Raw genomic sequence first — 22,240 nt, 5'->3', positions numbered from 1 at the left:
GCAGCCATCCGGAAAACAAGGATGTAAAAATATTGTGAATCATAAGCTTATGGCATCACTCCTAAAATTAGTAGTGTGAGAAATCTATTAACGCGTCTTACTAACTTGTTATTACGATGGTTTCTGACAGAATAGTCACCACTGGCAGGATGCTGGGGATGAAGAGACGTTCAGGAGAATGTCAGCCAGGAGGCGGGAACGTAACGGAGTTTACGGCACATGGAAAGCTTCTGGATGAAGCAGGACACTCAGGATTGAGTCAGGGACACCTCCAGGACGGAGAATGAGAGCCACGCGGATTGTGGTGGGCCAGGATGCTAAGGATAACTGTCACGATGACAGGCAATGGAAAGCAGAGGACGAGTTGTCATGGATGAGCAGGGAGCACAGCGGTGGCGGGAATGCTGCGAACGAAACCGGGAGCACTGTAATCACAGTGCTCCCTTTTTTTATGCCTTTTTTGCACGTTGAACGACTAATGGTATGCTTGCCGCCCAATTTTTCTCTGGAGGTGGCGTATGTCGTCGCAAATGATTATTCAACAGCTGCAGCAGATCGAAGCGGTGATGCGCGAACACGGCCACTGGCAGACGCAATCCCCTGAGCCGGCAGCCTTCGCCAGTACCGAGCCTTTTTGCCTCAATACCATGGAGCCGCTGGAGTGGCTGCAGTGGGTACTCATCCCACGTTTCCATGCATTAATCGAAGCCGGTGCGCCGCTTCCGCAAAATTTCTCTGTAACGCCTTACTATGAAGTGGCGTTACTTGCCACCACACCCGGCCATGCGGTCCTGTTGCTGACATTAGGCCAGTTCGATGCGCTTTTTCAGGACCCGACCTCTTAATGCTGGAAATCCTTTATCAAGATGAATGGCTGGTCGCCGTCAACAAACCTTCCGGCTGGCTGGTGCATCGTAGTTGGCTCGATCGCGACGAAAAAGTGGTGGTGATGCAAACGGTACGCGATCAAATTGGTCAGCACGTATTTACCGTGCATCGCCTCGATCGCCCCACCTCCGGCGTGCTGTTAATGGCGCTCTCCAGCGAAGTGGCGCATTTACTGTCACAGCAGTTCGAGCAGCATAAAATGCAGAAGACCTACCACGCGGTGGTGCGAGGTTGGCTGGATGGCAGCGCGACGCTCGATTATCCGCTGGTCGAAGAGCTGGATAAGATTGCCGATAAGTTCGCGACTCAGGAACGTACCGCGCAGCCTGCCGTCACTGATTATCGCTCACTGGCGCAAGTAGAAATGCCGGTGGCGATCAGCCGTTACGACAGCGCGCGTTATACCCTGGTGGAGATGTCGCCGCATACCGGCCGTAAACATCAGCTTCGCCGCCATATGGTGCATCTGCGTCACCCGATTATTGGCGATAGCGCCCATGGTGATTTGCGGCAGAATCGGGGTGCAGCAGAGCACTTTGGTATGAATCGATTGATGCTGCATGCCAGTGCGCTGAGCCTGACGCATCCGGTCACCGGGGAACCTCTGGTGATTCGCGCCGGGCTCGATCGCGTCTGGCAAGGCATGCTGCAACAGTTTGGCTGGCAGGATCAGATCCCTGAGGTTCCCAGGGTTGAGTTTGCCGACGAGGCAGTCCAGGATAAGCCAACAGAATAAAGGAGCGGCAAGATGGCAAAGATTGGCATTTTTACAGGTACGGTTTACGGCAATGCATTGCTGGTGGCGGAAGAAGCGCAGCCGGTACTGGAAGAGCAGGGCCACGAAGTTAAAGTTTTTGAGGATGCCTCACTGGCGGATTGGCAGGCTTACAGCCAGGAGGTTATTCTGATTGTCACCTCCACCACTGGGCAGGGCGACTTCCCGGACAATATTGCCCGCTTGTATGTGCAGGTACGCGATGAAGTGGGGTATCAGCCAGCGTTGCGCTACGGCGTGATTGCGCTGGGTGACAGCAGCTATGAAAACTTCTGCGGTGCGGGCAAAACCTTTGATGCCACCCTGCAGGAACAAAGCGCCAAGCGCATCGGTGATGTGTTGCTGGTGGATGCCACTGAAGATCCAGAGCCTGAATCTGTGACCACGCCGTGGGTTGAGAGCTGGGGTAAACTGCTGTAGTTCTGCCTTCGCGTTGGCTCTTGCAAGCGACCATAGGCAATCTAAAGAGCCTGAAAATGAGGTGATGATTTTTCAGGCCCCCCAGATTGTTCCCCTCTCCGATGTTGGGAGAGGGGCAGATGACCATCAGGTCACCGGTGCCGGATTAAACACCGCCAGCTGATTGCGAATGCCCCAGCGATCGGACCAGGTTTGTTTGCGACCACTGGCGATATCCAGTATCAACTCAAACAACCGCCAGCCCACCTGCTCAATACTCTCCTCGCCGGTAGCAATGGTGCCCGCATTGATATCCATCAGATCGTGCCAGCGCTCAGCCAGCGCATTGCGCGTCGCCATTTTAATCACCGGAATCGCAGCCAAACCGTAGGGTGTGCCGCGTCCAGTAGTAAACACCTGCAAGGTAATACCTGACGCCATCTGCTGGGTGCCGCAGACAAAATCACTGGCCGGTGTCGCCGCGTAGATTAAACCGCGTTGAGTCGGGCGCTGTCCGGGTGACAGCACTTCTACAATCGGACTGCGTCCTGATTTGGCAATCGATCCCAGCGCTTTCTCCACCACGTTCGCCAGCCCGCCTTTCTTATTACCCGGCGAGGGATTGGCGCTGCGGTCGGTTTGGCCCTGGCTGAGATAATCGTCATACCACGCCATCTCTTCCAGCAGACGTTTACCCACATTTTCATCGACCACGCGCGGCGTCAGCAGATGTATTGCATCACGCACCTCGGTGACCTCAGAAAACATCACGGTGGCGCCGCAGCGCACCAGCAAATCCGAGGCAAAACCGACTGCCGGATTGGCCGTCACGCCGGAAAACGCATCGCTGCCGCCGCACTGCGTGCCAATCACCAGTTCTGAGGCCGGGCAGGTTTCGCGCTGGCGCTGATTCAGTTTTTTCAGATGGCGCTCAGCCACCTGGAGAATTTCATCGACCATCGCGCCGAAACCTACATGCCGTTCATCCTGCAAACGCACAATGTCATGATCATCCAGCGAGATGGCCTGCACATCCGGCGTGCCGGTCAGCAGACGCTCCGGCTGTAATTTCTCGCAGCCGAGACTGACAATCATCACTTCACCCCCAAAATTGGGGTTCAGCGCGAGGTTATGGATAGTGCGGATCGGCACCACCGCAGCGGGCGCATTAATCGCCACACCACAGCCATAAAGATGATTCAGTGCCACTACGCCATCAACGTTGGGATAGCGTGGCAGCAGATCGCGCTCGATCATTTGCACCACGTAATCCACTACGCCAGCCACACAGTGCACGCTGGTGGTGATACCGAGCAGATTGCGTGTTCCTACGCTGCCATCGGCGTTGCGATAACCCTCAAAGGTGTAACCTTCGAGCGGTGGCAGAGCGGGGGGCACATTGTTCGCCAGTGGCAAACTGTTGAGCGGAGGCGCTTCGGGTAGCGCCACCAGCGATTCTTCAATCCAGCTCCCTTGCGCAATCGGGCGCAAGGCGGTGCCAATCACTTCGCCATAGCGCAGGATGACGCCGTTTTCAGGAATATCCACCAGCGCCACTTTATGTCCCTGCGGGACATGTTCCGTCAGCTGCAGGCCATCTTCAAAGCGAGTGCCAGCCGTCAATCCCTGGTTGTTGACCACGATCGCCACGTTGTCGGCATCGTGTACTTTTATATAAAGCGGTTTCTCTGTTAGCGGTCGGTTCATTGCTCACCTTCCAGTGCGTCGCGCTGTGCATGGCAGCGCGTTGTAAATGCTTCTATCACGTCATCATTTTTTGCCAGCCTCAGTATATGCAGGGGTATTGGCCTGCGCATTGTGCAACTGACTGGCTTTTCGGGGTTTTATTACCTGAGTTTGGTTCGTTTATCCAAATACAAGTGAACAGTCTCACAAAGAGCAGGTTAGCTGGCTGCTTCTTAATCAATTCATGGGTGAAAAATCAGGTTCCGTGAGCTACGCCGCAGGGATATGTGCAATTGCCATAAAAACAGCATGAATCAATGCTCATCATCATGCTTTCTTCCAATGCCTCGTGGTGGAGCTGTTCCTATACTGATTCTCGTTCTTCAACGTTTGGTTATTTGTCACGACGCATCATCGTTTTGCCATAACAACAATCGCCGTGTTTAACCCGACATCATTCTGATACCCAACGCGATGTGTATGCAGTCAGAGTGGATGTAGCGTTCGCTATATTTCAGGAGTGCATCATGAATTGTTTCAGCCAGACAGCGGAAGCGGTGCAAAAACGCACCAACGCCCGTTACTGGATTGTGGTGATGTTATTTATCGTCACTTCATTCAACTACGGTGACCGTGCAACCATTTCGATTGCCGGTTCCGCGATGTCTAAAGATATCGGCCTCGATTCGGTCGGTCTGGGATATATCTTCTCCGCCTTCTCATGGGCTTACGTTATTGGACAAATTCCTGGCGGCTGGCTGCTCGACCGCTTTGGCTCAAAACGCGTTTACTTCTGGAGTATTTTCCTCTGGTCGCTTTTTACCCTGCTGCAAGGCTTTGTTGACCTGTTCAGTGGCTTCGGCATCGTGATCTCACTGTTCCTGCTGCGCTTTCTGGTTGGTCTGGCGGAGGCACCTTCCTTCCCGGGTAACAGCCGCATTGTGGCAGCCTGGTTCCCGGCGCAAGAGCGCGGTACCGCCGTCGCGATTTTCAACTCGGCACAGTATTTCGCTACGGTGATTTTCGCCCCGATCATGGGCTGGCTGGTGGCCGAAGTGGGCTGGGCGCACGTGTTCTGGTTTATGGGCGGTCTAGGCATCATTCTCAGCTTCGTCTGGCTGAAGTTCATGCACGATCCGAACAATCATCCGGGCGTGAATAAGGCTGAGCTGGAGTACATGGAGCAGGGCGGCGCGCTGATCAATATGGATGCCAAAAAAGCCGACCGTAAAGTGAGCTGGGATGAGAAATGGTATCAAATCAAACAGCTGCTCTCGACTCGCATGATGTGGGGTATCTATCTCGGACAATACTGCGTTAACGCGCTGACCTACTTCTTTATCACCTGGTTCCCAGTGTATCTGGTGCAGGCACGCGGCATGTCGATTCTGAAAGCAGGCATGATCGCCTCGATTCCCGCTATCTGTGGCTTCCTCGGTGGTGTGTTAGGTGGCGTGATTTCCGATTACCTGATGCGCAAAACTGGCTCGCTGAATATTGCGCGTAAGACGCCAATTGTGGTCGGCATGCTGCTCTCCATCAGCATGGTGATGTGTAACTACACCGAAACTGAGTGGGTAGTGGTGCTGTTTATGGCGCTGGCGTTCTTCGGCAAGGGCATCGGTGCGCTGGGCTGGGCGGTGATGGCAGATACCGCACCGAAAGAGATCAGTGGATTGAGCGGTGGCTTGTTCAACATGTTCGGCAACTTCTCCGGCATCGTCACGCCCATTGCTATCGGCTACATCATCGCCGCTTCCGGTTCTTTCGAAGGTGCGCTGATTTACGTCGGCATCCACGCCTTTGTCGCTGCGTTTAGCTTCCTGTTCATTACGGGTGATATCAAACGTATTGAACTGAAACACCGAGCATAAGGACGAACTATGAATACGCAAAGTAGCCCGGTGATCACCGATATGCAGGTGATTCCGGTTGCCGGTTACGACAGCATGTTGCTGAACATTGGTGGAGCGCATAGCGCCTGCTTCACCCGCAACATTGTGGTATTGACCGACAGTGATGGTCATACCGGCGTCGGTGAAGCGCCGGGTGGCGAAACCATTTACCAAACCCTGGTAGAGGCGATTCCACAGGTCAAAGGCCAGCAGGTGGCGCGCATGAACCGCCTGGTGCAGCAGGTGCACAAAGGCAATCAGTCGGCGGATTTCGATACCTTCGGCAAAGGGGCCTGGACCTTCGAACTGCGCGTCAACGCGGTGGCGGCGCTGGAAGCCGCACTGCTGGATTTACTGGGCCAATGTCTGGGCGTGCCGGTGGCAGAACTGCTCGGGCCGGGACAGCAGCGCGATGAAGTCACGGTACTCGGTTATCTGTTCTATCTCGGCGATCGTCGTAAAACCGATTTACCGTACCTGACGGGCGAAGGTGCCAGCCATGACTGGTATCACCTGCGCCATCAGGAAGCCTTAACGCCGGAAGCGGTGGTGCGTTTAGCCGAAGCGGCGCAGGACAAATACGGCTTTAAAGATTTCAAACTGAAGGGCGGCGTATTGCCGGGCGAGCAGGAGATTGAATCCGCTGCCGCGCTGAAAAAGCGTTTCCCGGATGCACGCATCACCGTCGATCCCAACGGCGCCTGGACGCTGGATGAAGCGATTGGCTTGTGCAAAGGCATGGGTGATGTGCTGACCTACGCCGAAGATCCGTGCGGTGCCGAACAGGGTTATTCCGGCCGTGAAGTGATGGCGGAGTTCCGACGCGCCACTGGATTGCCGGTCGCCACCAATATGATCGCCACCAACTGGCGTGAGATGAATCACGCGGTGATGCTCAATTCGGTGGATATCCCGCTGGCCGATCCGCACTTCTGGACGCTGAGCGGTGCGGTGCGCGTGGCGCAACTGTGCGACGACTGGGGCTTAACCTGGGGTTGCCACTCCAACAACCACTTCGACATTTCGCTGGCGATGTTTACCCACGTTGGCGCTGCCGCACCGGGCAAACCGACAGCTATCGATACCCACTGGATTTGGCAGGAAGGCGATCAGCGCCTCACTAAAGAGCCGCTGCAAATCCGCAACGGCAAGATTGCCGTGCCGGATAAACCCGGTCTCGGTGTCGAGTTGGATTGGGATCGTCTGCATCAGGCCAATGCCCTCTACAAATCTCTGCCGGCGGGTGCGCGTAATGACGCCACCGCGATGCAGTATCTGGTTCCCGGTTGGTCATTCGACCGCAAGCGTCCGGCTTTTGGACGTCGTCATGCATAAGGAGCAGGAAATGAGTCAGACCCCGAAAATTACGTCGCTGCAGGTCATTCCGGTGGCGGGTCACGACAGTATGTTGCTGAATTTGAGCGGCGCACATTCACCGTTCTTCACCCGTAATATCGTCATCATCAAGGATAACGCGGGCCACACTGGCGTGGGTGAAATTCCCGGTGGAGAGAAGATTCGTCAGACGCTGGAAGACGCGGCGGCGCTGGTGGTGCAGAAAACCGTGGGTGAGTACAAGAACATCCTCAATCTGGTCCGCAGCACTTTTGCCGACCGCGACTCCAGCGGACGCGGCAATCAAACCTTTGACCTGCGTACCACCATCCATGTAGTGACCGGCATTGAAGCGGCACTGCTGGATTTGCTCGGTCAGCATCTGGGCGTCAACGTTGCCTCGTTGCTCGGTGATGGTCAGCAGCGCGATCGCGTGGAGATGCTGGGTTACCTGTTCTACGTCGGCGATCGTAAGAAAACCTCGCTGCCTTATCAGAGCCAGGAAGATGAGAAATGCGACTGGTATCGCCTGCGTCATGAAGAGGCATTGACGCCAGATACCGTAGTGCGTCTTGCCGAAGCCGCCTATGAAAAATATGGCTTCAACGATTTCAAACTGAAAGGCGGCGTGCTGCGTGGTGGTGAAGAGGCCGAAGCCGTGACGGCGCTGGCGAAACGCTTCCCGCAGGCACGCGTGACGCTCGATCCTAACGGTGCCTGGTCGCTGAATGAAGCGATTCTGCTCGGTAAGCAACTCAAAGGCGTGCTGGCGTATGCGGAGGATCCGTGTGGCGCTGAGCAAGGCTACTCTGGCCGTGAAGTGATGGCGGAATTCCGCCGTGCCACCGGTTTGCCAACGGCCACCAACATGATTGCCACCGACTGGCGTCAAATGGGCCACACGCTGTCGCTGCAATCGGTGGACATCCCGCTGGCCGACCCGCATTTCTGGACCATGCAAGGTTCGGTGCGCGTGGCGCAGATGTGCCACGACTTCGGCCTGACCTGGGGTTCGCACTCCAACAACCACTTCGATATTTCGCTGGCGATGTTCACCCACGTGGCCGCTGCTGCGCCGGGCGCCATTACCGCCATCGATACCCACTGGATTTGGCAGGAGGGCAACCAGCGCCTGACCAAAGAGCCGTTCCAAATCAAAGGCGGCATGGTACAGGTGCCGCAGAAACCCGGTCTCGGCGTCGAGCTGGATATGGATCAGGTGATGCAGGCCAACGCGCTGTATCAGAAACACGGTTTGGGCGCGCGTGATGATGCGCAAGCGATGCAGTACCTCGTGCCGAATTGGACTTTCGATAACAAGCGTCCTTGCCTGGTGCGCTAACGTTTCCGGCGCTCCGTGCGGGCGCCTGTTGTAACCGACTGGAGTAATCACAATGAGCAATGCCTGGCCGAACACTTTTCGTCGCCGTTTACTGGCAGGGGAAACCCTGATTGGTAGCTGGTGCGCGCTTGCTAGCCCGATTTCCACCGAAGTTCTGGGCCTGGCGGGCTTTGACTGGCTGGTGCTGGATGGCGAGCACGCGCCGAACGACATCACCACCTTTATCCCGCAGTTGATGGCGCTGAAGGGCAGCCACAGTGCGCCGGTAGTGCGTCCGCCGTGCAATGAGCCGATTATCATCAAACGCCTGCTGGATATTGGTTTCTATAACTTCCTGGTGCCGTTTGTGGAGACCGAGGAAGAGGCGATTCGCGCCGTAGCGTCAACGCGCTATCCGCCAGCGGGCATTCGCGGCGTGTCGGTTTCGCATCGTAGCAACATGTACGGCACGCTGCCGGATTACAACGCCACCATCAATGACAACATCACCGTGTTGGTGCAAATCGAAACTCAGCAGGCCGTGGATAACATCGATGCGATTGCTGCCGTTGACGGCGTGGATGGCATTTTTGTCGGCCCGGGTGACTTGTCTGCCGCACTCGGCTATCTCGGCCAGCCTGCGCATCCTGAAGTGTTGAAAGTGATTAAACACATTTTTGAACGTGCCAAAGCAGCAGGTAAACCCAGCGGCATTCTGGCACCGGTCGAAGCCGATGCGCGCCGTTATCTGGAATGGGGTGCCACATTCGTTGCTGTAGGCAGCGATCTGGGTGTTTTCCGCAACGCCACGCAGGCGCTGTGCGACAAATTTAAGCAATAACTGACGAAGGGGAAAGGCAATGAAAATTGGATTTATCGGCCTCGGTATTATGGGCAAACCGATGAGTAAAAACCTGGTGAAAGCCGGTTATTCGCTGGTGGTGCGTGACCACAACGTTAGCAACGAAGCTGAACTGGTGGAGCTGGGCGCCACCGTGGCGAAAACGCCAAAAGAGGTCGCCGAACAGGTTGATGTGGTGATCACCATGGTGCCGAACTCACCGCAGGTGAAAGAGGTTTGCCTCGGCGCCAACGGGATTATCGAAGGCGCGAAGCCTGGCCTGATTGTGATCGACATGAGTTCGATTGCGCCACTGGCCAGCCGTGAAGTGCACGATGCGCTGGCAGAAAAAGGCATCAAGATGCTGGATGCGCCGGTCAGTGGTGGCGAGCCGAAAGCGATTGAGGGCACGCTGTCCGTGATGGTCGGTGGTGATAAAGCGGTATTCGACCAATGCTACGACATCATGAAAGCCATGGCGGGTTCCGTGGTGCACACCGGTGATATCGGTGCAGGCAACGTGACCAAGCTGGCGAACCAGGTGATTGTGGCGCTGAACATCGCGGCGATGTCCGAAGCGCTGTCGCTGGCAACCAAAGCCGGTGTGAACCCAGAACTGGTCTATCAGGCGATTCGTGGTGGGCTGGCAGGCAGCACGGTGCTGGATGCCAAAGCGCCAATGGTGCTGGATCGTAACTTCAAGCCGGGCTTCCGCATCGATCTGCACATCAAGGATTTGGCGAATGCGCTGGACACTTCACACGGCATTGGCGCGCATCTGCCGCTGACGGCTGCGGTGATGGAAATGATGCAGGCACTGAAAGTCGACGGCAAGGGCACTTCTGACCATAGTGCGCTGGCTTGCTATTATGAAAAATTAGCTCAGGTCGAGATCACCCGGTAGTTTGCCTGTCCGGTGTCTGCGGATGCCGGACTGCTCACTGCTTTAGCAGGACGGAATTCCGTCACCCATCGCGCTCGGATTGCCTATGAAAATTGTCATCGCACCGGATTCATATAAAGAGAGTTTGTCTGCCCTGGAAGTGGCTGCGGCGATTGAAGCGGGATTTAGCGAGATTTTTCCCGACGCCGAATACGTGAAAATACCGGTCGCCGACGGTGGTGAAGGCACGGTAGAAGCCATGGTGGCGGCGACGCAAGGAAGTATTGTCAGATTAACCGTGACCGGACCGCTCGGCGCGCCGGTTGAGGCTTTTTACGGATTATCCGGTGATGAACGCAGCGCATTTATCGAAATGGCGGCAGCCAGCGGTCTGGAACTGGTGCCGGCCGCGCAGCGTGACCCGCTGATCACCAACTCTTTTGGCACCGGCGAGCTGATTAAAAACGCGCTCGATCGCGGTGTTGACCACATCATTATTGGTATTGGCGGCAGCGCCACTAACGATGGGGGATCCGGCATGATGCAGGCGCTGGGCGCTCGCTTGCTGGACCAGCAGGGCAATGAGATTGCCTTTGGCGGCGGCGCACTGCCGCAGCTGGCGCGGATTGAAATCGATCAGCTGGATAAACGTATTCAGCAGTGCCGCATAGAAGTGGCCTGCGATGTTACTAATCCTTTGACCGGTGAAGAGGGGGCCTCGGCGATCTTTGGTCCACAAAAAGGAGCCACGCCGGAACTGGTGCAGCAACTGGATAACGCGCTGGCGCATTACGCTGAGATTATCCATCGCGATTTAGACATTGATGTGCTGCACATTGCGGGCGGCGGTGCGGCGGGGGGCATGGGCGCGGCACTGCATGCGTTTTGCCAGGCCGAGCTGCGTCGCGGTATTGAGATCGTCACGGAAGCCCTTGGGTTAGCGGATCAGGTGCAAGATGCCGATCTGGTGATTACCGGCGAAGGACGCATTGATAGCCAGACGATTAACGGCAAAGTGCCGATTGGTGTGGCGAAGGTGGCGAAGCAGTTTAACAAGCCGGTGATTGGCATTGCGGGCAGTTTAACCGCAGATGTTGGCGTGGTGCATCAGCACGGGCTGGATGCGGTATTCAGCGTGCTGTTCAGTATTGGCTCGCTGGAGGATGCGTTAGCCAATGCGGCGCAAAATGTGCGACTGACCGCGCGCAATGTGGCGGCAACAATCAAGGTGGGGCAGGCCTTATAGATGCGGCTGATCGCGCGCAATGTCGTGGCAGTGAACAATGTGGGGCTGGCCTTACAGGCGCGCCCCTCTCATCCTAACCCTCTCCCATTATCGGGCGAGGGGACCGTTGGTTGCGATGATGGAGGCGACAAGTCATTCTTAAACCTGGCTCGATTAACGCTCTTTGGTGAGTGGCAGAGGGCATGAAACGTTCCCTTATCCCACGCCCAACACTTTCCTGGCCTCACGCGCCACGTTCGCCATCTCATCACTCAATTCCAGCAATTCCGGCTCCAGCGCTTCGATATCACTCTCCTGATGCAAACTCTTCTCCAGCTGCTGACACAGCTGTTTCAGTCTGGGCACGCCGCTGTAGCTGGCGCTGCCGTGCAGCTTGTGGATGATCTCGCGCAGGCCATTAACATCATTACTGGCCATAGAACTCTCCACGCGCGCCTCCACTTCCGGCAGGAAATCCAGCAGCATCTGCAGCAGATCGCGAGCCAGGTCTGGTTTATTGGCGGCCTGACGCAGTGCCAGCGCCCAGTCGAGCGACGGCGCAACATCTGGCTGCGGTGTGGGTGCCGCCGTGGGGTTCGGGGCATAACGCTGCAACAGTTGGCTCAGTTTGCCTTCGTCAATCGGCTTCGCCAGATAATCATTCATCCCGGCACCAATCAGCTGCTGGCGCTCGCCATCCAGTGCATGTGCAGTGACCGCGACAATCGGGGTATTCGCATGCAGCGGCAGGCTGCGAATGATTTCACTGGCGCGAATGCCGTCGATATCCGGCATCTGGATATCCATTAAAATCACATCCAGCTTGTGTAAACGCGCCTGGCGAATGGCCTGTTCCGCGTTGTCGCACAGAATGATGTGCTGAACCTGCTCCTCCAGCAGCGCACCAATTAACTTCAGATTGGCAGGATTGTCATCCACCGCCATCACCGTTAGCGGCTGGCGGGTACTAAGCGGTAAGGCATCGTTATGCAAACTGTGTAAATCCAGCAGCATCGGCAACAAGCGCGTCAGTGAGACGGGTTTGGCGATACAGCCGGCGATGCCTCGTGCGCGCAAATCGTCGGCGAACAGCATCATCTCGCTGGGCAGCGCCAGCAGTACCGAATCGGCATGTGCGCGCAGCCGCTGAATTAACGCATCCGGCAGCGTGGCGGGGTGAGGATCGTTCACCGGCAATCCCATCAACAACAGCGGGAAGCGGGTATCCGGCAGCGCTTCCAGTGAAGTGAAATGCTGAACCTGCAGCGGCGTGATGCTGAGCATCTCCTGCACCGCTTTCGCCACCGCGGCATGGGGTTCGATATAGGCTAACGGGATGGCGCGCAGATCTTCCAGCATGCGCGGGATGGGCGGCGCGTTGGGATTGAGATCGAGATGAACGTGCACCCAGAAAGTGGATCCCTGATTTTGACGGCTGTGGAACGCAATCTCTCCGCCCATCTCCGACACCAGTTTTTGCGTGATCACCAGACCCAAACCGGTGCCGCCGTGGCGGCGGGAAATACTCGCATCGGCCTGACGGAACGCCTGGAACAGCTGTGACTGCTGCTGCTCAGAAATGCCAATGCCGGTGTCGTGTACCTGAATTTCCAGTTCAACGCGCGTGGTGCTCAGGCTACGCAGCTCAACACGCAAATCGATGTGCCCCTGCTCAGTAAACTTAATGGCATTACCAATCAGGTTAATCATGATCTGCTGTAAACGCAGCGGGTCGCCAATCACATTATCCGGCACCTGTTTTTCCAGGCAAACGGTGATCTCCAGCCCTTTGTCATGTGCTGAAGGTGCCAGCAGCACCAGGGTTTCATCCAGCGTGGCGCGGAGCGGGAAGGGGATCGATTCCAGCACCAGCTTGCCGGCTTCGAGTTTCGAGAAATCCAGCACATCGTTGATGATGCTCAGCAGGTTATTGGCCGAGCGCTCAATGGTGCTCATATAATCGCGCTGGTTGGTGCTCAGTCCGGTTTTCAGCATCTGACGGGTAAAGCCAATCACTCCGTTGAGCGGTGTTCGTAGCTCATGCGACATATTGGCGAGGAATTCGGATTTGATACGCGCCGCTTCCTGCGCGCGCTTCTTCGCCAAATCCAGCTCGACGTTTTGAATCTCCAGCTGTTCCAGGGTTTCACGCAGATCGTAGGTGGCCTGATCGATATTCTGCTGCATCTCTTCGTGATAGGCAGTGAGCGACATCGCCATGGCATTGATGCCGTTTTTCAGAATGCTCAGTTCGCCCAGCATGTAGCCATCAACGCGGCTGTCGAGTTGGCCGCGACGGATGCGGTCAACGGTGGAAACCATGTTCCGAATCGGACCGGTGACGTCGCGCATCAGACGATAGGCAAACAGCATGGCGATGCACAAACAAAACAGTAAGAGCAAAGTGGCCACAAACACCTCTTTGTACTGCTCCAGCCGCACCGATTGCAGATCGAGTTCAATTGCCACATACCCCAACGGATTCCCCGCGGGTTTGGCATCTTCACCGGGCAGTTCGTCTACGGAATAGCGTTCGGAGATAATCGGGGTTCGCAGCACCATCAAATTGCCGTGGCGCTCCACCGATACACCATCTTCCAGCGTCGAGATGTCTTCTTTTTGCAATAACGCGAGGTTTTGGTTGTTGTTCGAGGTGACGTAGATGTGATTGTTGTTGTCGAAAATGGTAATGGCACGGACAATATCGGAATGACGACGATGCAGCAGGCTGACCAGCTCGCGAATCGCATCACGATTGTGCCAGGTCATGCCGTATTCGCTGGAGACAGCCAGCGGTTCAATAATGTTCGATCCGGCATCGCGCACCTGATGTTGTAATTCGTTATAACGGTGCACCACGAAGAAGGTACTGAGCAGCAGACCAATCATTAACGTTGGCGCCAGTATCAAAATCATCATTCGCGCCCGCAGGCTATATTTGGTCATAATTGTGGCCTGGCAAATCCTGGCATTGATATCCCTGTGCACAATCCGCTTGCGATGGCACACCCCATTAATTTAGAGAATTCACAACACTATGGCGCAATTTTACTCCGCAAAACAGCGTGTGGCGACAAAGCAGCGTATTACCGTCACTATCGAAGACCTTGACCCCTTTGGACAAGGTGTTGCGCGCCATAATGGCAAAGCGATGTTTGTCAGCGGCGCACTGCCGGGTGAACAGGCCGAAGTCATGGTCGTGGAAGATAAACGTCAGTTCTCGCGGGCCAAAGCCAAAAAGATTACTCAGCCGAGCGCACAGCGGGAAAAACCGCGCTGCGTGCACTTTGGTGTCTGCGGTGGATGCCAGCAACAGCATGCCGCGATCGCGTTACAGGAGGACAGTAAAGCACGTGCGCTGAGCCGAATGCTGAGTCGGGATGCGCCTTTGCCGGTGCAGGTGAATGAGATCATCAGTGGCAATACCTGGGGCTACCGCCGCCGCGCTCGCCTGGGACTGCAATGGCAGCCTAAACAGCAGCGTTTGCTGATGGGGTTCCGCCAGGCAGCAACCAATGATTTAGTGGCGCTAAGCCAATGCCCCATTTTGGTGCCCGAGCTTGAGGCGTTACTCCAGCCATTGCACCACTGCCTCAGCACCCTGCAGGCCGCACGGCGACTGGGCCATGTCGAGTTAGTGCTGGCGGACAATGGCCCGGTGATGGTGCTGCGTCATCTTGATGCATTGTCCGCAGGCGATCGTGCAAAACTGGAACGCTTTTCGCATGAGCATCAGCTGATGCTGTATCTGGCCGACGGCGGCGACACTTTGCAGCCGCTGGGGGATTATGCACCGTTCTACCAATCGTTTGATTTGAAACTGACTTTCAGCCCGCAGGATTTCATTCAGGTGAATGATGGCGTGAATCAGCAGATGGTGGCAAAAGCCATTGAATGGCTTGATTTACAGCCCGAAGATCGGGTGCTGGATCTGTTTTGCGGTATGGGCAATTTCACTTTGCCTGTAGGAAAGTTCGTACAAAATGCTGTGGGTGTGGAGGGTGTTGCAGCTTTAGTCCACCAGGCAGCGTATAATGCTGAGCTGAATAATCTTAAAAATGTCCGCTTTTTCCAGCACAACCTGGAAGAAGACGTTGCCCACCAGCCGTGGGCAGCGCAGGGATTTAACAAGGTGTTACTGGATCCAGCACGTGCTGGGGCCGCGGGTGTGATGTCGCATATCGTTAAACTTGCGCCACAACGCGTGGTCTATGTTTCCTGTAACCCAACAACACTTGCGCGCGACAGTCAGGCATTACTGTCGGCGGGCTACCATTTGGAAAGGGTCGCGATGCTGGATATGTTCCCTCATACCAGTCATCTCGAGTCCATGGTGCTGTTTAGCAAAGCATAAGCGGCGTTTTCGTCGTTATGGCAGGAGAGGATATGGTTGCGGTTAGAAGTGCGCATTTGAATACGGAAGGGGAATTTGCCCTCGACCAGTGGATCGCCAGTTTAAATATCAATAATCCGCAATCCTGTCAGCGATTGGCGGATACCTGGCGCTACTGTGAAACCGAAACGCACAACCATCCAGATCAGGCTCTGCTGCTGTGGCGCGGTATTGAGATGGTGGAAATACTCACCATGCTCAGTATGGACAACGATAGCCTGCGCGCGGCCTTACTGTTCCCGCTGGCCAACGCGGATGTGGTCAGTGAAGAAGAGCTGGAAAAGTCGTTCGGCAAAGGCATTGTCTCGCTGGTACACGGCGTGCGTGATATGGACGCGATCCGCCAGCTGAAAGCCATCCACAATGATTCGATGGCCTCCGAGCAGGTGGATAACGTGCGCCGCATGCTGCTGGCGATGGTGGAAGATTTCCGCTGCGTGGTCATCAAGCTGGCAGAGCGTATCGCCCACCTGCGTGAAATGAAGGATGCACCAGAAGACGAACGTGTGCTCGCTGCCAAAGAGAGCACCAATATCTATGCGCCGTTAGCCAATCGTCTGGGTATCGGTCAGCTCAAATGGGAGCTGGAAGATTACTGCTTCCGCTATCTGCACCCCGATGAGTACAAACGCATCGCCAAACTGCTGCATGAACGCCGTATTGACCGCGAAGGTTACATTGATAACTTCGTGAGTAACTTACGTGCAGAGATGCAGAAGGAGGGCGTGCGTGCTGAAGTCTATGGCCGCCCGAAACATATCTACAGCATCTGGCGCAAGATGCAGAAGAAGTCGCTGGCGTTTGATGAGCTGTTCGATGTGCGCGCGGTGCGCATCGTGGCGGAACGTTTGCAGGATTGCTATGGCGCCCTGGGCACCGTGCACACGCTGTATCGCCATCTTCCCAGCGAGTTCGACGACTACGTTGCCAATCCCAAACCCAACGGTTATCAATCCATTCACACTGTGGTGCTCGGTCCGCAGGGCAAGACGGTAGAGATCCAGATTCGTACTCGCCAGATGCATGAAGATGCGGAGTTGGGCGTGGCCGCGCACTGGAAGTACAAAGAAGGCCCGACTTCCAGCAACGCGCGCGGTGCGGCAGGGCACGAAGAACGCATTGCGTGGCTGCGTAAGCTGATTACCTGGCAGGAAGAGATGGCGGATTCCGGCGAGATGCTGGAAGAGGTGCGCAGCCAGGTCTTTGACGATCGGGTGTACGTGTTTACCCCGAAAGGTGATGTAGTCGATCTGCCATCGGGTTCAACACCGCTGGACTTCGCTTATCACATTCACAGTGATATCGGCCATCGCTGCATTGGTGCCAAGATCAGCGGCCGTATCGTGCCGTTCACCTATCAGTTGCAGATGGGCGATCAGATTGAGGTCATTACCCAGAAGCAGCCTAACCCGAGCCGCGACTGGCTGAACCCGAACCTCGGCTATATCACCACCAGCCGTGGCCGTTCGAAGATTCATGCCTGGTTCCGCAAACAAGATCGCGACAAGAACATTCTGGCTGGCCGCCAGATTCTTGAAAGTGAGTTGAGCCAGCTGGATATCAGTTTCCGCGATGCAGAAAAAATTCTGCTGCCGCGTTATAACGTCAGCTCGCAGGATGAGCTACTGGCGATGATTGGCGGCGGCGATATTCGCCTCAATCAGATGGTCAACTTCCTGCAGGCCAAGCTCAACAAGCCGAGTGCGGAAGAGGAAGATCGTGAAGCGCTGCGCCAGCTGACGCAAAAATCACATCAGCCTTCATCTGCGCGCAGAGAAAGTGGACGCGTGGTGGTGGAAGGTGTAGGCAATCTGCTGCACCACATTGCGCGCTGCTGCCAGCCGATTCCGGGTGACGATATCGTGGGCTTTATCACCCAGGGGCGCGGAATTTCCATTCACCGTGCCGACTGTGACCAGCTCAGCGAACTGATCTCCCATGCGCCTGAGCGTATTGTCGATGCGGTGTGGGGCGAAGATTACTCGAGCGGCTATTCGCTGGTGGTACGCGTCACCGCCAACGATCGCAGCGGGTTACTGCGTGATATCACCACCATTCTGGCGAATGAGAAGGTTAACGTGCTGGGCGTTTCCAGCCGCAGCGACACCAAAAAGCAGCTGGCAACCATTGATATGGATATCGAAATCTACAACCAGCAGGTGCTGGGCCGCGTGCTGGCGCGTCTTAACCAGGTGCCGGATATCATCGACGCACGCCGTCTGAACTGATGTGGCCAGGCCGCCATGAAAGGGCAGCCTGGCATTTACTGTACGCCCGAAATGGCACGTCTACGTTGTCTTGGGTGCAGGGTATGGCCATCAATGACGTGTCGACCTGATTTCGGTGCGCCTCAGGGTCGCCATTTTGGCGACCTTTTCCATTTTTAACCCCTAAGGATTTACCCATGACCGCCCTGAATCGTCTGCTCACCATCATGCAAACCTTGCGCGACCCGGAACGTGGCTGCCCGTGGGATCGTCAGCAGACCTTCGCCTCCATCGCCCCTTACACGCTGGAAGAGACCTACGAAGTGATCGACGCGATTCAGCGCGAGGACTTTGATGACCTGCGCGGTGAACTCGGCGACCTGCTGTTTCAGGTGGTGTTTTATGCGCAGATGGCCGATGAGCAGCAGCGTTTCAATTTCGATGACATCTGCAACGCCATCAGCGACAAGCTGGAGCGCCGTCATCCGCATATTTTTGGTGATGTGCAGGCTGAAACCACACAGGAAGTGCTGAAAAACTGGGAAGCGATCAAACACAGCGAGCGCGCAGAGAAGTCACAGCATTCGGTGCTGGATGACATTCCAAAAGCCTTGCCTGCACTGATGCGTGCTCACAAAATCCAGAAGCGCTGTAGCACGGTGGGATTCGACTGGAACAACCTGGGGCCAGTGCTCGATAAAGTGCATGAAGAAATCGATGAAGTGATGCACGAAGCGCAGCAGGCGGTGGTCGACAATGACAAGCTGGAAGAGGAGATTGGCGATTTGCTGTTTGCCACCGTCAACCTTTCTCGTCATTTGGGCAGCAAGGCCGAAATCGCCTTACAAAAAGCCAATGATAAATTTGAGCGTCGCTTCCGCCAGGTTGAATCCATCATCAGCGGGCAGGGACTGGCGATGCAGGATGCGACCCTGGATCAAATGGAAGCCGCCTGGCAGCAGGTGAAATGCAGTGAGAACAAAGACTAAGCGGTTATTCTTTAAATCGTCGATTATTCCTGCATTGCGCATAAATTGTCCGCTTGAGCTTACTCGATTCAGCCAAGCGGCAACTTTGTGACGCACATCAACATTTCACCCTCGCCTATTCGCTATGTTATCGGCTGCAATGCGGGGGGGTGATGTGATTCATCAATTGTGGCTGAGGACGACTTCGGGTATACTATTTTCCCGTCTTGGTTATTCCACCGTCTTTAAACCTAAACTCTCAGGTTCAGCATGACAACGAATTATATTTTTGTGACCGGCGGGGTCGTATCCTCTCTGGGCAAAGGCATTGCCGCAGCCTCCCTCGCAGCCATCCTTGAAGCACGTGGTCTGAATGTGACCATCATGAAACTCGATCCGTACATTAACGTCGATCCGGGTACCATGAGCCCAACGCAGCACGGTGAAGTGTTTGTTACCGATGATGGGGCCGAAACCGATCTGGACTTGGGTCACTACGAGCGCTTCATCCGTACCAAAATGTCGCGCCGCAACAACTTTACGACCGGTCGTATCTACTCAGAAGTGCTGCGCAAAGAGCGTCGCGGTGACTATCTGGGTGCCACGATTCAGGTCATCCCACACATCACCAACGCCATCAAAGAACGCATTATTGAAGGCGGCGAAGGTCATGATGTCGTGCTGGTGGAAATCGGCGGTACCGTAGGCGATATCGAATCCCTGCCGTTCCTCGAAGCGATTCGCCAGATGGCTGTTGATGTGGGCCGTGAACACACCATGTATATGCACCTGACTTTGGTGCCGTATATGGCCGCTGCAGGCGAAGTGAAAACCAAGCCAACCCAGCATTCAGTGAAAGAGCTGCTGTCGATCGGTATCCAGCCTGATGTGCTGATCTGCCGTTCTGACCGTGCTGTGCCGGCCAACGAACGTGCGAAGATCGCCCTGTTCTGTAACGTACCAGAGAAAGCGGTTATTTCCCTGAAAGATGTGGATTCCATCTACAAGATTCCTGGCCTGTTGAAATCACAGGGTCTGGATGACTATATCTGTAAGCGTTTCAATCTGAGCGCACCGGAAGCGAACCTGGCCGAATGGGAACAGGTTATCTATGAAGAAGCCAATCCGGGCGGCGAAGTGACCATCGGTATGGTCGGCAAATATGTCGAGCTGCCAGATGCTTACAAGTCAGTGATTGAAGCACTGAAGCACGGTGGCCTGAAAAATCGTGTGACCGTGAACATTAAGTTGATCGACTCGCAGGATGTGGAATCACGCGGTGTCGAAATTCTGAAAGATCTGGATGCTATCCTGATCCCGGGCGGCTTCGGCTACCGTGGTGTGGAAGGCAAAATGCTCACGGCGCAATACGCGCGTGAGAACAACATCCCTTACCTCGGTATCTGCCTGGGTATGCAGGTTGCGCTGATGGAATTCGCACGCAACGTGGCCGGGATGGCAGACGCCAACTCAACGGAATTTGTGCCAGACTGTAAGTACCCAGTGGTCGCGCTGATCACTGAATGGCGTGATGAAGAAGGCAACGTTGAGCAACGTACTGAGCAGAGCGATCTGGGCGGCACCATGCGTCTGGGTAGCCAGCAGTGCCAGCTGACGCCGGAAAGTAAAGTGCGCCAGCTATACGGTTCTGACGTGATTACTGAACGTCACCGTCATCGTTATGAAGTGAACAATCTGCTGTTGAAGCCGATTGAAGCGGCGGGTCTGCATATTGCGGGCCGTTCCGGCGACGACCAGCTGGTGGAGATTATCGAACTCCCGAACCATCCGTGGTTTGTAGCTTGTCAGTTCCACCCGGAATTCACGTCGACCCCGCGTGATGGTCATCCGCTGTTCGCTGGCTTTGTTAAAGCCGCGCAGGAGCACCAGAAGCGGTTAGCGAAGTAAAAGTTTAACGAACAGCGCGCGAACTCTTCGCGCGTTGTTTGTCTTAGGATTGACTAACTTGTACTGAGGAAAATCGAATGTCCAAAATCGTAAAAGTCATCGGTCGCGAAATCATCGACTCCCGTGGCAACCCGACTGTAGAAGCAGAAGTGCATCTGGAAGGCGGTTTCGTTGGTCTGGCTGCTGCGCCATCAGGTGCTTCAACCGGTTCTCGCGAAGCACTGGAGCTGCGTGACGGTGACAAATCTCGTTTCCTGGGCAAAGGCGTGACCAAAGCGGTTGCCGCTGTTAACGGTCCTATCGCTGCTGCGGTGACCGGTAAAGATGCCAAAGACCAGGCGAACATCGATAAGATCATGATCGAGCTGGACGGTACTGAGAACAAATCCAACTTCGGCGCTAACGCCATTCTGGCGGTTTCGCTGGCAGCAGCTAAAGCGGCTGCGGCTTCTAAAGGCCTGCCACTGTACGCGCACATCGCTGAACTGAACGGCACCCCAGGCAAATTCTCTATGCCACTGCCTATGATGAACATCATCAACGGTGGTGAGCACGCGGATAACAACGTTGATATCCAGGAATTCATGATTCAGCCTGTTGGCGCGAAAAACGTGAAAGAAGCCATCCGTATGGGTTCTGAAGTTTTCCACAACCTGGCAAAAGTGCTGAAAGCCAAAGGCATGAGCACTGCGGTCGGTGACGAAGGTGGCTACGCGCCTAACCTGGGTTCTAACGCCGAAGCGCTGGCTGTTATCGCTGAAGCGGTAAAAGCAGCAGGCTACGAGCTGGGCAAAGACATCACCCTGGCGATGGACTGTGCAGCGTCTGAATTCTACAAAGACGGCAAATATGTGCTGGCTGGCGAAGGCAACAAAGCCTTCACCTCTGAAGAGTTCACGCACTTCCTGGAAGACCTGACCAAACAGTACCCAATCGTGTCTATCGAAGACGGTTTGGACGAGTCTGACTGGGCGGGCTTCGCTTACCAGACCAAAGTACTGGGCGACAAAATTCAGCTGGTAGGTGACGACCTGTTCGTGACCAATACCAAGATCCTGAAAGAAGGTATCGATAAAGGCATCGCTAACTCCATCCTGATCAAATTCAACCAGATCGGTTCTCTGACCGAAACGCTGGCTGCAATCAAGATGGCAAAAGATGCAGGTTACACTGCGGTGATTTCACACCGTTCAGGTGAAACTGAAGATGCGACCATCGCTGACCTGGCGGTCGGTACTGCAGCAGGCCAGATCAAAACCGGTTCTATGAGCCGTTCTGACCGTGTTGCTAAGTACAACCAACTGATTCGTATCGAAGAAGCGCTGGGCGACAAAGCCCCGTTCAACGGTCTGAAAGAAGTTAAAGGCCAGTAAGGGTCTGTTGATGTGGCCGGATTGGCCGCATCATCGCTGATAAAGCCCCGCCTCGTGCGGGGCTTTTGCTTTTTTGGCACGAAGCAGCTGTGAACCGGCGGTGAAAATCTGCCATAATCTGCGCCTCGAATTTTAGACGTGAG

General features: G+C 55.3%; 16 protein-coding genes. 14 read left to right on the top strand and 2 right to left on the bottom strand.

Annotated elements, in window-relative coordinates:
- The first annotated feature begins 518 nt into the window (after positions 1-518).
- Genes ACCW76_RS19065 through ACCW76_RS19055 form a run of 3 tightly spaced genes read left to right on the top strand, consistent with a single transcriptional unit; the run spans position 519 to position 2,083 of the window.
- The gene (locus tag ACCW76_RS19065; RefSeq protein WP_436339780.1) at positions 519-845 is read left to right on the top strand and encodes a YqcC family protein; all 327 of its coding nucleotides are present in this window, start codon (positions 519-521) and stop codon (positions 843-845) included.
- Positions 845-1,624: a tRNA pseudouridine(65) synthase TruC gene (gene truC / locus ACCW76_RS19060; protein WP_045816417.1), complete on the top strand. Its 780-nt coding sequence runs from the start codon at positions 845-847 to the stop codon at positions 1,622-1,624. The genes ACCW76_RS19065 and truC overlap by 1 nt, the downstream gene beginning before the upstream one ends.
- Positions 1,625-1,636: 12 nt before the next feature.
- Complete coding sequence (locus ACCW76_RS19055) at positions 1,637-2,083, top strand: flavodoxin (protein ID WP_038645126.1); 447 nt, start codon at positions 1,637-1,639, stop codon at positions 2,081-2,083.
- A 126-nt stretch (positions 2,084-2,209) separates the two neighbouring features.
- Here ACCW76_RS19055 and garD read toward each other — a convergent pair whose 3' ends face one another.
- Positions 2,210-3,769: a galactarate dehydratase gene (garD, locus tag ACCW76_RS19050; protein ID WP_436339778.1), complete on the bottom strand. Its 1,560-nt coding sequence runs from the start codon at positions 3,767-3,769 to the stop codon at positions 2,210-2,212.
- Between the two features lie 506 nt (positions 3,770-4,275).
- On the opposite strand from garD, the gene ACCW76_RS19045 reads away from it, so the two are divergent.
- The 6 genes from ACCW76_RS19045 to ACCW76_RS19020 all read left to right on the top strand — a co-directional run bounded on the left by ACCW76_RS19045 (position 4,276) and on the right by ACCW76_RS19020 (position 11,269).
- Positions 4,276-5,622 (top strand): MFS transporter, encoded by a 1,347-nt coding sequence (locus ACCW76_RS19045; RefSeq protein ID WP_436339776.1) that lies wholly within the window; start codon positions 4,276-4,278, stop codon positions 5,620-5,622.
- A 9-nt stretch (positions 5,623-5,631) separates the two neighbouring features.
- Positions 5,632-6,978, top strand: coding sequence for an enolase C-terminal domain-like protein (locus tag ACCW76_RS19040; RefSeq protein ID WP_038645131.1), 1,347 nt, complete (start codon positions 5,632-5,634; stop codon positions 6,976-6,978).
- A 10-nt stretch (positions 6,979-6,988) separates the two neighbouring features.
- Positions 6,989-8,320 carry a glucarate dehydratase gene (gene gudD / locus ACCW76_RS19035; RefSeq protein WP_045816420.1) on the top strand — a complete coding sequence of 444 codons (1,332 nt, stop codon included), beginning with the start codon at positions 6,989-6,991 and terminating at the stop codon, positions 8,318-8,320.
- A gap of 52 nt (positions 8,321-8,372) precedes the next feature.
- Positions 8,373-9,140, top strand: a complete 768-nt coding sequence (gene garL / locus ACCW76_RS19030; protein ID WP_436339774.1) for a 2-dehydro-3-deoxyglucarate aldolase — start codon at positions 8,373-8,375, stop codon at positions 9,138-9,140.
- Positions 9,141-9,159: 19 nt separating this feature from the next.
- Positions 9,160-10,044: a 2-hydroxy-3-oxopropionate reductase gene (gene garR / locus ACCW76_RS19025; protein WP_034823058.1), complete on the top strand. Its 885-nt coding sequence runs from the start codon at positions 9,160-9,162 to the stop codon at positions 10,042-10,044.
- A gap of 85 nt (positions 10,045-10,129) precedes the next feature.
- Positions 10,130-11,269 (top strand): glycerate kinase, encoded by a 1,140-nt coding sequence (locus ACCW76_RS19020; RefSeq protein ID WP_436339772.1) that lies wholly within the window; start codon positions 10,130-10,132, stop codon positions 11,267-11,269.
- Positions 11,270-11,464: 195 nt separating this feature from the next.
- Here ACCW76_RS19020 and barA read toward each other — a convergent pair whose 3' ends face one another.
- Positions 11,465-14,194 carry a two-component sensor histidine kinase BarA gene (gene barA, locus ACCW76_RS19015; protein WP_436339770.1) on the bottom strand — a complete coding sequence of 910 codons (2,730 nt, stop codon included), beginning with the start codon at positions 14,192-14,194 and terminating at the stop codon, positions 11,465-11,467.
- A 91-nt stretch (positions 14,195-14,285) separates the two neighbouring features.
- Between barA and rlmD the strand changes: the two genes are divergently transcribed.
- The 5 genes from rlmD to eno all read left to right on the top strand — a co-directional run bounded on the left by rlmD (position 14,286) and on the right by eno (position 22,097).
- Positions 14,286-15,602, top strand: coding sequence for a 23S rRNA (uracil(1939)-C(5))-methyltransferase RlmD (gene rlmD / locus ACCW76_RS19010; protein ID WP_436339768.1), 1,317 nt, complete (start codon positions 14,286-14,288; stop codon positions 15,600-15,602).
- 32 nt (positions 15,603-15,634) lie between these two features.
- Positions 15,635-17,869 carry a GTP diphosphokinase gene (gene relA / locus ACCW76_RS19005; RefSeq protein ID WP_034823050.1) on the top strand — a complete coding sequence of 745 codons (2,235 nt, stop codon included), beginning with the start codon at positions 15,635-15,637 and terminating at the stop codon, positions 17,867-17,869.
- 176 nt (positions 17,870-18,045) lie between these two features.
- Complete coding sequence (mazG, locus tag ACCW76_RS19000) at positions 18,046-18,837, top strand: nucleoside triphosphate pyrophosphohydrolase (protein WP_045816425.1); 792 nt, start codon at positions 18,046-18,048, stop codon at positions 18,835-18,837.
- Positions 18,838-19,086: 249 nt separating this feature from the next.
- Complete coding sequence (gene pyrG / locus ACCW76_RS18995) at positions 19,087-20,724, top strand: glutamine hydrolyzing CTP synthase (RefSeq protein WP_034823046.1); 1,638 nt, start codon at positions 19,087-19,089, stop codon at positions 20,722-20,724.
- A 77-nt stretch (positions 20,725-20,801) separates the two neighbouring features.
- On the top strand, positions 20,802-22,097 hold the full coding sequence (eno, locus tag ACCW76_RS18990) for a phosphopyruvate hydratase (RefSeq protein ID WP_034823037.1): 1,296 nt from the start codon (positions 20,802-20,804) through the stop codon (positions 22,095-22,097).
- Positions 22,098-22,240 lie beyond the last annotated feature (143 nt).

Source organism: Pantoea sp. C8B4, assembly GCF_051336905.1.
GTDB classification, from domain to species: Bacteria; Pseudomonadota; Gammaproteobacteria; order Enterobacterales; family Enterobacteriaceae; genus Pantoea; species Pantoea rwandensis_B.
Note: the sequence above shows the minus strand (reverse complement) of the source record. Positions and strands in the feature narration are given on the sequence as shown.